Origin of the sequence: Micrococcus flavus (genome assembly GCF_014204815.1) — a bacterium.
Classification (GTDB): Bacteria; Actinomycetota; Actinomycetes; order Actinomycetales; family Micrococcaceae; genus Micrococcus; species Micrococcus flavus.
The window spans coordinates 1,426,262-1,439,246 of record NZ_JACHMC010000001.1 but is presented as its reverse complement, the minus strand read 5'-3'; the positions used below and the strand labels follow the sequence as shown (position 1 = coordinate 1,439,246).

Genomic DNA, 12,985 nt, shown 5'->3' with positions numbered 1-12,985 from the left:
AGGATAGGCGGGCCCCGCGGCGGCTAGCATGGGCGGGACCCCGTCGGCCCGTGCGCCGCGTCCCCGTCCCAGGAGTCATGCCCATGTCCCGTGCCGCCGCCCGCGCGCACCGCCCCCGCCGTCGTCGAAGCCCCGTCCTGGTGGTGCTCGCCGTGCTGCTGGCCCTCCTGCTGGCCCTGGCCGTGGCCGCGGCCGTGTGGATCATGGGCCTGGGCCGCTCCGTGGACCAGGGCGTGCAGCGGTTCGACCAGAACGCGTTCCCCGAGGAGAGCCTCCGTCCGGCCGAGCCGGGCGCGGCCGCCGCCGGCGCCGGCGCAGCCGGAGCCGGCCGCGGGTCCGTCTTCTCGCCCACCGCCCCGCCGCCCGGCCCGGTGCCGGCGGGCGTGGACCCGCAGGCCGCCCTCGCCGGACCGCAGGCGCCCGCCGCGGACGAGGTCGTGGACGGCGAGGCGGTGGACTTCCTCCTCGTCGGTGAGGACTCCGGCACCGAGGGCCGTGACCCCTCGGGCCGCTCGGACGCCCTCATGTGGGTGCACGTGCCGGGGGACCGGCAGGACGTGCAGGTCATGTCCATCATGCGCGACACCTGGGTGCCGATCCCCGGCCATGGGGACGCGAAGGTCAACGCCGCCTACCAGTACGGGGGCATCCCGCTGACCGTGGCCACCGTGGAGAACATGTTCCAGGCGCGCGTGGACCACGTGGTGGCGGTGGACATGGCCGGCTTCCAGGGCCTCGTGGACGCACTCGGCGGGGTCACCGTGGACAACCCGGTGGCGTTCACCGCGAGCAACGGCCAGGAGTTCCCGCAGGGGGCCGTGGAGATGGACGGCGCCGACGCGCTCGTCTACGCCCGCGAGCGCTACAACCTGCCCCGCAGCGACTTCGACCGCGTGGAGAACCAGCAGCGCCTCGTGAAGGCGATCGTGGCCAAGGCGCTCTCCCTCGACACCCTCTCCAGCCCGGCCCGGGTCCAGGAGTCGGTGGAGCGCTTCTCCCCGTACCTGACCTTCGACGACTCCCTCGGCTCCGCTGACCTGGCCGCCCTGGCCTGGTCCCTGCGGGACGTGCGCGGCGGGGACATCCGCACGTCCACGGCCCCGACGGCCGGCGTCGGCGACACCCCGGACGGGCAGGACGTCGTGTGGCCCGACTGGGCCGGCATCGCCGAGGTCGGCCGCCAGATCCGCACCGGTCAGGGGGGCGGGGGACGGTGAGCCCCGCCGGGGGCGCCGTCGTGCGCTGGCTGGCCCGCGCCGAGGCCCTCCTGGGGGCCGCGGCGCCGCGTCTGGACGCCCTCAACCTGTTCCCCGTCCCCGACGCGGACACGGGCACCAACATGCACGCCACCCTGCTGGCGGCCCTGCGGGCCGTGGAGGCGGAGGCTCCCGGGGCCGACCTGGCGGAGACCGTGGCCCACGCGGGCACCGCGGCCCTCGACGCCGCCCGCGGCAACTCGGGGACCCTGCTCGCGGTGGCGCTCACGGGCGCCGCCGAGCCGCTGCGCGGAGTCACCCAGGCCCACCCGGCGGCCCTCGCGCGGGCGATGCGTGGCGCCGATCGGGCCGCCCGGGCCGCCCTGTCCGATCCGCGCGAGGGCACCATCCTCTCCGTGCTCTCCGCCGCTGCCGACTCGCTCGAGGCGAGCGCGGCCGCCCCGGCGCGGGAGCCGGACCCGGCCGAGCGGCTGTCCGCGGCCGTCACCGCCATGGTGGGCGACGCCCGTCGTGCCGTCGAGGAGACGGAGAGCCGCCTGGCGCCGCTGACGCGGGCGCGCGTGGTGGACGCCGGCGCCGTGGGCGCCCTGTGGGTCCTGGAGGCGCTGCGCGCCGAGGTCGTGGGCGGGGGAGCGGACCTGGACATCGCCGCCGCCCTGCACGGCTACGCGGACGGGCCGGGCGACGCGGACGCGGCGGCCCCGGCGCCGGCGTCGGAGGCCGGGGGCGCCGCCGTGGAGGTGATGTGCACCCTGGAGCTCGCGCCGCTGCAGGCGGCGCTGCTCCGCCAGCGGCTCGAGGAGGTGGGCGACTCCGTGATCCTCGCGCCGGTGACGCGCACGCCGGACGACGCCGGGCGGCTGCCGTGGCGCGTGCACGTGCACGTGCGCCGGGCCGAGGACGCCCTCGACGTGCTGCACGCCGACGCGGAGCCGCGCGGGGTCACCGTGGCCGACCTCCGCGCGGGCCACGCCCACCCGGAGCGGTCCGCCGCGGAGCCCTCCTGCGGCGAGGGGCCCGGCTCCCCGGAGCGCCATGCCGGCTGAGTCGGTCCTGGACACCCCGCTGGAGGAGGTGCTCTCCGGCCGGCTGCCGGCGCGGCTGGCCGCGGAGCTGTCCCTGACCACGGTGGGGGAGCTGCTGGACCACACCCCGCGTCGGTGGGTGGAGCGCGGCGAGCTCACCCCGATCGCCGCGTTGCCGGTGGACGCCGAGGTCACGGTGGTGGCCCGCGTGGAGTCGGTGGGCACGCGCCGCATGCGCAGCCGCGCCGGGTTCATCGTGGACGTCACCGTGGCGGACCCCTCGGTCGAGGGGGTGGCGGGGGCGAGCCTGTCCATGGCGTTCTTCAACGGCCACGACGCGAAGCGCCGCCTGGCCCCCGGGGTCACCGCGATGTTCCAGGGGCGCACCACGCTCTACCGCGGTGCGGTCACCCTGAACAACCCGGACTTCGCCCTGCTGGACGACGACGTCGCCCCCGGCGAGGTCGACGTGCGCCCCGTGCCGCTGTACCGGGCCACGGGGAAGCTGCCCAGCTGGACGGTGCGCTCCGCCGTCGCGCGCGTCCTCGCGGACGTGGACCTCGACGCGGTGCCGGAGCTGCTGACCCCGTCGATCCGGGAGCGCGCCGCCCGCGTGCTGGACCTGCCGGCGCCGCTGCCCTCCACGGCGGACGCCTACCGGTCCCTGCACGCCCCGGAGGACCTCGCACAGACCGGACCGGCACGCACCGCCCTGGCCCTGCGCGAGGCCCTCGTGGCCCAGGCGGCCCTGGCCTGGCGCCGCGCCCGGGAGCGGGAGCGGGCCGCCGTCGCCCGCCCGCGCCTGGCCGGCGGGCTGCTGGACGCGCTCGACGCGCGCCTGCCGTTCGCGCTCACCCCCGGCCAGGTGGCGGTGGGCGAGGAGCTCGCCGCGGAGCTCGCCGGCACCGCACCCATGAGCCGGCTGCTGCAGGGGGACGTGGGCGCGGGCAAGACCCTCGTGGCGCTGCGGGCCATGCTCCAGGCCGTGGACGCCGGCGGCCAGGCGGCGCTCGTGGCGCCCACCGAGGTGCTCGCCGCCCAGCACCACCGGGCGCTGCTGGCGCTGCTGGGCCCGCTCGCGCGGGACGCCGGGATCCTGTCCTCCGCGGCCGGGGAGGGGCCGGCGGTGGACGTGGTCCTGGTGACCGGCTCCCAGCGCACGCCCGCGCGTCGGGAGGCGCTGCTGAAGCTGGCCTCCGGGCAGGCCGGGATCGCCGTCGGCACCCACGCGCTGCTCTCGGAGAAGGTCGCCTTCGCCGACCTGGCCCTGGCCGTGGTGGACGAGCAGCACCGGTTCGGCGTGGACCAGCGCGAGGCGCTGCGCCGGGCCAACCCCGGCACGCATCTGCTGGTCATGTCCGCCACCCCCATCCCACGGTCGGTGGCGATGACCGTGTTCGGGGACCTGGACCTCTCCGTCCTCGAGGGCCTGCCCTCCGGCCGCCAGCCCGTGGCCACGCACGTGGCCCGCATGGCCCACGGGCCGCGCGTGATCGCCCGCGTGTGGGAGGTGATCGCCGAGCACGTGGCCGCCGGGCACCAGGCGTTCGTGGTGTGCCCGCGCATCGACCCCGACGACGCCGACCCCGGCCACGCCAACGTCGAGGAGATGGCGCCCCGCCTGCGCGCGCTGCCCGGCCTGGCGGGCCTGCGGATCGGCACGGTCCACGGGCGCATGGACCAGGCCGAGCAGGACGCCGCGATGCGCGCCTTCGCCGCCGGGGAGCTGGACGTCCTCGTGGCCACCACCGTGGTGGAGGTCGGCGTGGACGTGCCCAACGCCACGGTCATGGCGGTGCTGGACGCGGACGACTTCGGCCTGTCCACCCTCCACCAGCTGCGCGGGCGCGTGGGCCGCGGCCCCGGTGCCGCGATCTGCCTGCTGGCCACCCGCCTGCCGGACGGGCACCCCTCCCTGCGCCGGCTCGAGGTCCTCGAGGCCACGCAGGACGGGATGCGGATCGCCCAGGCCGACCTCGCCCAGCGCGGGGTGGGCGACGTCCTCGGCGCCGCCCAATCGGGACTGGCCTCCGGCCTCACGCACGTGGACGTCCTCGCCGATGCGCCCCTGATCGCCCTCGCGGCCGACGTCGTCGCGGACGTCATGGCCGCCGGCGACGGGCTCTCGGCCCACCCGGCGCTCGCGGCCGAGGTGACCCGCTGGGAGGCCGAGCACCTGACCGCCGCCGACTACCTCGAGAAGGGCTGAGCCATGTCCCGGATCATCGCCGGCGCCGCCGCCGGCCGCCCCCTGCGCCCGGTGCCCGGCACCGGCACCCGCCCGACCACCGACCGCACCAAGGAGGCCCTGTTCTCCTGGCTCGAGGCGCGGGACTGGCTGGACGGCACGCGCGTGCTGGACCTCTACGCCGGGTCCGGGGCGCTGGGCTGCGAGGCCGCTAGCCGCGGCGCCGCGCACGTCGTCCTCGTGGAGCGGGCCCGCCGCGCCGTGGAGGCGTGCCGGGCCAACGCCGACGCGCTCAACCGCGTGCTGGGCTCCCGCGTGGTGGAGGTCCGCGCGTCGTCCGTGGAGCAGGCGCTCGCGGCCGGCGGCGAGCCGGTGGACCTGATCCTGGCGGACCCGCCCTATCCCGAGTCCGGCGAGGCGTTCCACGCCGTGCTGGCGGCGGCCGCGGCGAGGCTGGTCCCGGGGGGCCTGATGGTGCTCGAGCGCTCCGCGCGGGACGCGGCCCCCCGCCGTCCGGCCGGGCTCGAGGAGGTGGACGTGCGCGTCTACGGGGAGACCGCCCTGCACCTGTGGCAGGACGAGCGCTGACGACCCCGCCGTCCGGTGTCGGGTGGGGCGCCGGTCGGCAGGGCGGAGCTCAGCGGGCGCGCAGCCGGTCGGCGTGGGCCCCCAGGCGCTCCACGGCCCGGTCGATCTCGGCGGGGGACTTGCAGAAGGCCAGCCGCAGCCACGAGCGCAGGTGCCCGCCGTCGGGGCGGCACAGCGCCGAGACCGGGATGCCCGCCACCCCGGCCTCGCGCGGCCAGTCCCGGGCGGCCTGCGCGGCGTCCGCCACGCCCCACGGGGCCAGGTCCACCACCGTGAAGTAGCCCGCGGCCGGGACCACCGGGTCCAGGCCCACCCCGCGCAGCCCCGCCACGAGCGCGTCGCGCGAGGTGCGGTACCGCTCCCGCTGCTCCGCCAGGTGCGGCTCGGCGTCGGGCAGGAAGGCGGCCACGGCCTGCTGGTAGGCGGGGCCGGAGGAGTAGGTCAGGAACTGCTTGACCCCGCGGACCGCGGCCACCAGGTCCGCCGGGCCCGTCAGCCAGCCCACCTTCCAGCCGGTCACCGCGAAGGACTTGCCCGCGCTCGACGTCGTCAGGGCGATGTCCTCAGCGCCCGCCACGGAGCGCAGGGTGACGTGCTCGCCGTCGTAGACCAGGTGCTCGTAGACCTCGTCCGAGAGCAGCAGGACGCCCCGGGCGGCGCACGCGGCCACGATCTCCTCGAGCAGGGCCCGGGGGTAGACCGCCCCGGAGGGGTTGTGCGGCGTGTTCAGGATCAGCAGGCGGGTGCGGTCCGTCAGGGCCGCGGCCACCACCGCGGGGTCCGGCAGGAAGTCGGGGGCGTGCACGGGCACCGTGACGTGCCGCGCCCCGGCCAGCGCGATCGTGGCGGCGTGGGAGTCGTAGAACGGCTCCACGGTCACCACCTCGTCCCCGGGGGAGACCAGCGCCAGCACGACGGCGGCGATCGCCTCGGTGGCGCCCGTGGTGGCGAGCACCTGGGTGGCCGGGTCCTCGTGCACCCCGTGGCGGCGTGCGCGGTCGGCGGCGACGGCCTCGCGCAGGTCGGCACGCCCTGAGCCGGGGGCGTACTGGTGGGGCCCGGCCAGGACGACGTCCGCGGCGAGGGACAGGAGCGCCGCCGGCCCGTCGGCGTCGGGGAAGCCCTGGCCCAGGTTCACGGCGTCGTGGCGGAGCGCCCGCGCCGTCGTCTCCTCGAAGACCGTGGGGGTCGGCTCGCCGTCCCGCAGCAGGCCGGCGGCGGCCGAGGCCGCCCGCCAGGGGCCTGCGAGGCGGGCGTCGGGGGCGTGGCGGGCGGGTGCGGGGGTGGGGGCGTCCATGGGCGCACTGTAGCCAGGGCAGGCCGGTGTCCGCGCGGTCCCCGCCCCCGTGAGGGGGCATGGCCGGACGGCGGCGGAGGCCCGGGGTGGGATAGGGTCGCGCCATGCGCCGTGCCGTGTGTCCCGGTTCCTTCGACCCCCTCCACAAGGGCCACCTGGAGGTGATCGCGCGCGCCGCCAACCTCTTCGACGAGGTGATCGTGGCGGTCTCCGACAACCCCGCCAAGCGGTACCGGTTCAGCACCGAGCGCCGCCTGGAGCTGATCCGCGCCACCGTCTCCGGCCTGGCGGGCGTGAGCGCGCAGGCCATGGGCCCGGGCCTGCTCGCCGAGTTCTGCCGCGAGGTGGGTGCCGGCGCCATCGTCAAGGGGCTGCGGAACGGCCCGGACCTCGAGTTCGAGACGCCGATGGCGGCGATGAACCGTCACCTCACCGGCGTGGAGACGGTGTTCCTGCCGGCCGACGCCCGCTACGTCCACCTGTCCTCCTCCCTGATCAAGGAGGTCCACGGCCTCGGCGGCGACATCTCGGAGATGGTGCCCACCGCCGTGCTCTCCGCCCTGCGCGCCACCGGCCCCGGCGGACCGTGACCGCTCTCCGGCCGTCCCTCGACCCACCCCTGCGACCACCCCGTCCCCGCCCCCAGGAGCACCACCCGATGAGCGAGCAGTCCCCGCGCCCCCGCACCCGCAAGGCGGTCGTCCCCGCCGCCGGCCTCGGCACCCGTTTCCTGCCGGCCACCAAGGCCATGCCGAAGGAGATGCTGCCGGTCGTGGACCGGCCGGCCATCGAGTACGTCGTGACCGAGGCCATGGATGCCGGCCTCACCGACGTCCTCATGATCACCGGCCGCAACAAGCGGGCCCTCGAGGACCACTTCGACCGGCACCCCGGCCTCGAGCAGACCCTGGCGGCCAAGGGCGACACCCGGCGGATCGAGGCCATCCGGGCGTCGGACCTGGTGGGCCACCTGCACTACGTCCGTCAGGGCGAGGCCCTGGGCCTGGGCCACGCGGTGAGCTGCGGGCGTCGGCACGTGGGCGACGAACCCTTCGCGGTGCTGCTCGGCGACGACCTCATCGGCGCGCAGGAGAGCCTGCTCTCGGACATGATCGACGTCCAGCAGCGCCTGGGCGGCTCCGTGGTGGCCCTCATGGAGGTGCCGGAGGAGTCCGTCTCGGCGTACGGCGTGGCCGCCGTCGAGCCCGTGGCGGGCGAGGACCCGTCCGTGGTCCGCGTGACCGGCCTCGTCGAGAAGCCCGCACGGGAGGACGCCCCCTCCACCCTGGCGGTCATCGGCCGCTACGTGCTGGCACCGCAGGTGTTCGACGTCCTGGAGCGGACGGCACCCGGGCGCGGCGGGGAGATCCAGCTGACGGACGCCCTCCAGACCCTCGCCACGGGCGAGGGCGAGGGGTACGGCGTGCACGCCGTGGTGTTCGACGGCCGCCGCTACGACACGGGCGACAAGCTCGGGTACCTGCAGGCGGTCCTGGAGCTCGGGGTGGAGCACCCCGAGCTCGGTGCCGACCTGCGCGCCTGGGTCAAGGACTTCGCGGCCGGACTCTGAGGCGACGCGCTGGCCCGCCGCCCGCATTGGACAGCGGGCCGCGACCCGGTAGGATGGGTCGTCGGTCCCGCCGTGCGGACACCCGTGCCCGCCGCCGACCGACCGTCCCGCTCGGGACGACCACCCCCGCCCGCCCGACGAAGAGGAGCCGTGATGGACACGACCGTGCCCCGTGACCGGACCTCCGGATGGGTGCTCTCCGTGCGCGACCTCGCGCGCGGTGCGGGACTCCAGCGTGAGCTGACCACGCGGCTGCCCGCCCCGGCGGCCGTGTCCCTGCCCCTGCTGGGCATCCCCGAGGGCGACCCCGTGGACCTCGAGCTGCGCCTCGAGGCCGTCCACGAGGGCGTGCTCGTCACGGGCACCGCGCACGCGGACCTGACGGGCGAGTGCAGCCGGTGCCTGCTGCCGCTGCACGAGGGGATCACCGTGGACCTGCAGGAGCTGTACCTCGCCGCGCCGCCCGCCGAGGGGGCCGACGAGCAGCCGCTCGTGGAGCATGAGACCGTGGACCTGGAACCCGTGTTCCGGGACGCCGTGGTGACCGCCCTGCCGTTCCGTCCGCTGTGCCGGCCGGACTGCGAGGGGCTGTGCGCCGACTGCGGCATCCGGCTCGAGGACGCGCCCGCCGGGCACGGCCACGAGCGGGTGGACCCGCGCTGGGCCGCGCTCGCCGGCCTCGCGGGCACCCGAGAGACCTCCAACACCGAGACAGAAGAGAGATAACCGTGGCAGTCCCGAAGCGGAAGATGTCCCGTTCCAACACCCGTTCCCGCCGCTCCCAGTGGAAGGCGGAGGCCCCCGCCCTCGTCAAGACCGTGGAGAACGGCCGCGTGTCCTACCGCATGCCGCACCAGGCGGAGCTGAAGACCGACGCCGCCGGCACTCCCCTGTTCTTCGAGTACAAGGGCCGCAAGGTCGCCGACGCCTGAGATGGCGTCCTCCCAGAGCCGGCGGGCTCCGGCCTCGCCGGAGCCCGCCGAGCTGTTCGAGCGTCTCGGGGTGCACATCACCCCCGGGACGCTCGAGCGCGCTCTGACCCATCGCTCCTACGCCTACGAGCACGGGGGGCTGCCCACCAACGAACGCCTCGAGTTCCTCGGCGACTCGGTGCTGGGCTTCGTGGTCACCGACCACCTCTTCTCCGTGCACCCGGACCTGAGCGAGGGCGACCTCGCCCGTCGGCGCGCCGCCGTCGTGTCCACCCGGGCCCTGGCGAAGGTCGCCCGCCGCATCGGGGTGGGGCGCTTCGTGCGCCTGGGCGCCGGTGAGGCCCGCAGCGGCGGCGCGGACAAGGACTCGATCCTCGCGGACACCCTCGAGGCCCTGATCGGCGCCGTGTACCGCGACCACGGGTCCGTCGCCGCGGCCGCTCTGGTCCACCGGCACGTGATGCCGCTGCTGGACGAGCCGGACCTGATGCGGGAGAGCACCGACTGGAAGACCGTGGTGGCCGAGGCCGCCTCGCGGCACGGCCTGGGTGAGGTCCGGTACGTGATCGAGGGCCGCGGCCCCGCCCACGACCCCCGCTTCCAGGCGACCCTCACGGTGGGCGGCCGCACGTACGGCTCCGCCGTGTCCAGCTCGAAGAAGCAGGCCGAGCGGGACGCCGCCGCCGAGGGCTGGCCCGCCCTCGAGGCCACGCTGCCCGTGCGGCGGGGCTGAGCCGCCGTGCCCGAGCTGCCCGAGGCCGAGGTGGTCCGCCGCGGCATGGCCCGGTGGGCCGCCGGGGCGACCGCCGGCGAGCTCGCGGTCCTGGATCCGCGCTCCGTGCGCCGCAGCCCCGGCGGTGCCGGCGCCCTGCGGGAGCGGCTGGCCGGCGCGGAGCTCGCCGAACCCGCGCGGCGTGGCAAGTTCCTGTGGCTGCCGCTGGCCGGGGGCGAGGACGCCGTGGTGGTGCACCTGGGCATGTCCGGGCAGGTCCGGGTGGACGATCCCGGCGCGCCCGACCAGCGTCACCTGCGCCTGCGGCTGCCCGTGCGCTCCGCGGACGGCTCGGCCCACGAGCTGCGGTTCGTGGACCAGCGGATCTTCGGCGGCTGGTGGCTGGACCCCGTGGTGCAGGACCCGGCCTCGGGGGACGCGGTCCCCGCCTCCGCGGCGCACATCGCCCTGGACCCGCTGCACCCGCTCTTCGACGCCGACGAGGTCCACCGTCGCCTCGTCCGACGCCGTTCCACCCTCAAGCGGGCCCTGCTCGACCAGACGCTGGTCTCCGGGATCGGCAACATCTACGCGGACGAGGCACTGTGGGCCGCGCGCCTGCACCCGGAGCGGCCCACCGAGCGCATGACCCGTCCCCAGACCCGCGCCGTGCTCGCCGCCGTCCAGGACGTCATGCGCCGGGCGCTGGCGGTGGGCGGCACCAGCTTCGACGCCCTGTACGTCAACGTGGACGGGCGCTCCGGGTACTTCGCCCGCTCGCTCGAGGCCTACGGCCGCACCGGACAAGCGTGCCGGCGGTGCGCCGCCGAGGGCCGGGAGGGCGTGATCGTCCGGGAGCCGTTCATGAACCGGGCCTCCCACCTGTGCCCACGGTGCCAGCCCCGCCCGCGCCGCTCGACCCGGACCGTCACCGGCTGAACCGCGTCGGAAGCCCCCGCCCCGATCCCTACACTGGTCGGGACCGACCGACCAGGAGTTCCGCGTGACCCAGCCCCCGCATCCACCGTGGATCCCTCCGGAGCGCCCGGACGCGCCCGACCCCGCCGGGAGCCTGCAGGGCGGCCTCGGCTCCCGTCGCGAGCGCCGCGCGGCCCGCCCCCGGCGCCGCCGCTGGCCGATCGTGGCGGCGGTCCTCGCCTCCCTGCTGGTGATCGCGCTCGGACTCGGCGCCATGTACGCGGTGTTCCTCGGCCAGACCTACGACGAGAACCGCCAGACCGTGGACGCCGGGGCGCTCCCGGAGGTCGACGGCGGCCCGATCGACGTCCTGCTGCTGGGCTCCGACTCCCGCGAGGGGGAGGGTGAGGCGGACATCGGCCAGCGCTCCGACACGATGATGCTGGTGCACATCCCCGCCGACCGGCAGGAGGTGTTCGTCATCTCCATCCTGCGGGACTCGCTCGTGGACATCCCCGGCCACGGACGGACCAAGGTCAACGCGGCCTTCGACATCGGCGGCTACCCGCTCGCGGTGGACACCGTGGAGCAGCTCCTGGGCGCCGAGGTGAACCACCTGGTGGAGATCGACTTCCAGGGCTTCCGCGGCCTCACCCAGGCGCTCGGGGGCGTGCGGGTGTGCAATCCGCAGGCCTTCTCCTCCGGCCAGGTCAACCCCTCCTACTATCCCCGGGGTCCGATCCTGCTCACGGACACCGCGGCGCTGCGCTACGTGCGCGAACGGCACGCCTTCGCCGCCGGGGACGTCGTCCGGGTGCAGAACCAGCAGCGGTTCGTGGCCGCGGCGATGGACCGGTTCCTCAGCCCGGGCATCCTGGGCAACCCCGCCCGCACCGGCGAGGTGGTCACGGCGCTGTCCGAGCACGTGAGCGCGGACGACTCGCTCACCTCCGGCGAGGTCGTGTCCCTGGCCTGGCAGCTGCGCGGCGTGGACTCCGAGGACCTGTACATGACCACGGTCGCCCGGGAGGGCTTCGGCACCGGCCCGAACGGGGAGGACGTGGTGCTCCTGGACGAGGCGAAGCTGAGCGACCTGGTGGACGCCCTGGCGCGCGACGACGTCGCCTCCTACCTGCGCGAGCACGACCCCGAGGCGCTGGGCCTCAAGGAGGAGCCGGCCGCCGCCGGGGCGCCCGGCACGGCCGTGGTCCCCGCCGCCGTCCTGCCCGCCCGCGCCGTGTCCGGCGTGATCGCCGCCACCGGGCAGCAGAACCCCGCCGAGCAGGCATCCGACGGACCGGCGCCGGCGCTGGGGGAGGACGTCTGTGACGGCTGACCCAGGGACCCGACGGACCGGTCGCGCCCCCCGTGCGCTCCTGGTCACGCACTCGTACCGCCCCGACCGGACCCCGCCGGCGCGGCGCTGGGCCGCCGTGGTGGCCGCCCTGCGCGCGGACGGCTGGGAGGTGGACGTGGTCACCCCGGGCGGGGTGCGCACCGTGCTCGGCGAGGACGGGGAGCGGCTGCGCCGGACTCCCGCGCTGCTGCCCGGGGAGGGCGGCCGCAACGGCCGGTTCGCCGCCGCGGCGATCCACGCCGTCCTGGCCGTCCCGCGCGGCCTGGCGGCGCCTCGTCCGGACGTGGTGGTGGCCACCCTGCCCGCACTGCCCACCATCGTGGCCGGCCGCGCCCTGGCGCTGCTGCTCCGCCGCCCGCTCGTGGTGGAGATGCGGGACGCGTGGCCGGACCTGGCCCACGAGGCCGGGGTCCACCAGGGGCTGCTCGGCACCGCGATGGAGGCCGTGGTGACGGGCGGGCAGCGGGCGGCCGACGTCGTCGTGACGGTGACGGAGGGCTTCGCTGAGACCCTCCGCGGCCGGGGCATGCGCCGGGTCGTGGCGCTCGCCAACGGCGTGGACGTGCACCGGGTGCCCGTGGCCCCGCCGCGGGACCGCGCCCCCGGCGAGCTGCGCGTGCTGTACCTGGGCAACCTGGGGGAGAGCCAGGGCCTCGAGCGCCTCGTGGCGGCCGCGGCCCGACTGCGCCGCACCCATCCGGGGGTCCGCGTGCGGATCGTGGGCGGGGGCACCCGACAGACCGCCCTGCAGGCCCTCGACGCGCGGCTGGACGCCGGCGTGGAGTTCCTCGACGCCGTGCCGGGCTCGGGCGTGTCCGAGCACTACGCGTGGGCGGACACCCTCGTGGTGTGCCTGCGCCCGGACTGGGCGAGCTTCCGCCACACCGTCCCCTCGAAGACGTACGAGGTCCTGGCCTCGGGCCGGCACGTCACCGGACAGGTGGCCGGCGAGGCGGCGCGCATCCTCCAGGACGCGGGTGGGGCCGACGTCGTGGGCCCCGGGTCCGACGACCTCGCCGAGCACCTGGCGGCGCTGGCCGCCGACCCCGCCCGCACCCGGGTGGGCCAGGGGGGCCGGGCCTGGGTGGCCGCGCACGGCCATCTGCCTGCGCTCGCCCGACGGTACGCGGCGCTGCTGCGCTCCCTCGTGCGCTGACATGCGAGACTGGACGGGACGACGG

Annotated in this window: 13 protein-coding genes; 12 read left to right on the top strand and 1 reads right to left on the bottom strand. The window is 76.5% G+C overall.

The window, feature by feature from the left end; translation table 11 throughout:
- Positions 1-83 precede the first annotated feature (83 nt).
- From BJ976_RS06665 to rsmD, 4 genes are read left to right on the top strand one after another with little or no spacing between them, the layout of a single operon-like run.
- A complete protein-coding gene (locus BJ976_RS06665) occupies positions 84-1,217 on the top strand; it encodes an LCP family protein (RefSeq protein WP_229667098.1) in 1,134 nt (377 codons plus the stop codon).
- Positions 1,214-2,263, top strand: coding sequence for a DAK2 domain-containing protein (locus BJ976_RS06660; RefSeq protein WP_135028111.1), 1,050 nt, complete (start codon positions 1,214-1,216; stop codon positions 2,261-2,263). Before BJ976_RS06665 ends, BJ976_RS06660 begins: the two co-directional genes overlap by 4 nt.
- The gene (locus tag BJ976_RS06655) at positions 2,253-4,451 is read left to right on the top strand and encodes an ATP-dependent DNA helicase RecG (RefSeq protein ID WP_135028109.1); all 2,199 of its coding nucleotides are present in this window, start codon (positions 2,253-2,255) and stop codon (positions 4,449-4,451) included. The genes BJ976_RS06660 and BJ976_RS06655 overlap by 11 nt, the downstream gene beginning before the upstream one ends.
- Before the next feature lie 3 nt (positions 4,452-4,454).
- Positions 4,455-5,018 (top strand): 16S rRNA (guanine(966)-N(2))-methyltransferase RsmD, encoded by a 564-nt coding sequence (gene rsmD / locus BJ976_RS06650; protein WP_135028107.1) that lies wholly within the window; start codon positions 4,455-4,457, stop codon positions 5,016-5,018.
- 49 nt (positions 5,019-5,067) lie between these two features.
- On the opposite strand, the gene BJ976_RS06645 is transcribed toward rsmD, so the two are convergent.
- Positions 5,068-6,315 (bottom strand): aminotransferase class I/II-fold pyridoxal phosphate-dependent enzyme, encoded by a 1,248-nt coding sequence (locus tag BJ976_RS06645; RefSeq protein ID WP_135028105.1) that lies wholly within the window; start codon positions 6,313-6,315, stop codon positions 5,068-5,070.
- A 104-nt stretch (positions 6,316-6,419) separates the two neighbouring features.
- Between BJ976_RS06645 and coaD the strand changes: the two genes are divergently transcribed.
- The 8 genes from coaD (at position 6,420) to BJ976_RS06605 (ending at position 12,960) form a co-directional block, all read left to right on the top strand.
- Entirely contained in the window at positions 6,420-6,905 is a 486-nt protein-coding gene (coaD, locus tag BJ976_RS06640; protein WP_135028103.1) for a pantetheine-phosphate adenylyltransferase, read from the top strand.
- 68 nt (positions 6,906-6,973) lie between these two features.
- Entirely contained in the window at positions 6,974-7,885 is a 912-nt protein-coding gene (galU, locus tag BJ976_RS06635) for a UTP--glucose-1-phosphate uridylyltransferase GalU (RefSeq protein ID WP_135028101.1), read from the top strand.
- A gap of 153 nt (positions 7,886-8,038) precedes the next feature.
- Positions 8,039-8,611, top strand: coding sequence for a YceD family protein (locus BJ976_RS06630; RefSeq protein ID WP_135028099.1), 573 nt, complete (start codon positions 8,039-8,041; stop codon positions 8,609-8,611).
- A 2-nt stretch (positions 8,612-8,613) separates the two neighbouring features.
- Entirely contained in the window at positions 8,614-8,817 is a 204-nt protein-coding gene (gene rpmF / locus BJ976_RS06625) for a 50S ribosomal protein L32 (RefSeq protein ID WP_135028097.1), read from the top strand.
- Between the two features lies 1 nt (position 8,818).
- On the top strand, positions 8,819-9,550 hold the full coding sequence (gene rnc / locus BJ976_RS06620) for a ribonuclease III (RefSeq protein WP_135028096.1): 732 nt from the start codon (positions 8,819-8,821) through the stop codon (positions 9,548-9,550).
- A 6-nt stretch (positions 9,551-9,556) separates the two neighbouring features.
- Positions 9,557-10,468, top strand: coding sequence for a bifunctional DNA-formamidopyrimidine glycosylase/DNA-(apurinic or apyrimidinic site) lyase (gene mutM / locus BJ976_RS06615; RefSeq protein WP_135028094.1), 912 nt, complete (start codon positions 9,557-9,559; stop codon positions 10,466-10,468).
- Positions 10,469-10,532: 64 nt separating this feature from the next.
- Positions 10,533-11,783, top strand: coding sequence for an LCP family protein (locus BJ976_RS06610; protein ID WP_229667095.1), 1,251 nt, complete (start codon positions 10,533-10,535; stop codon positions 11,781-11,783).
- The gene (locus tag BJ976_RS06605; protein ID WP_184231837.1) at positions 11,773-12,960 is read left to right on the top strand and encodes a glycosyltransferase; all 1,188 of its coding nucleotides are present in this window, start codon (positions 11,773-11,775) and stop codon (positions 12,958-12,960) included. Before BJ976_RS06610 ends, BJ976_RS06605 begins: the two co-directional genes overlap by 11 nt.
- Positions 12,961-12,985: the final 25 nt, after the last annotated feature.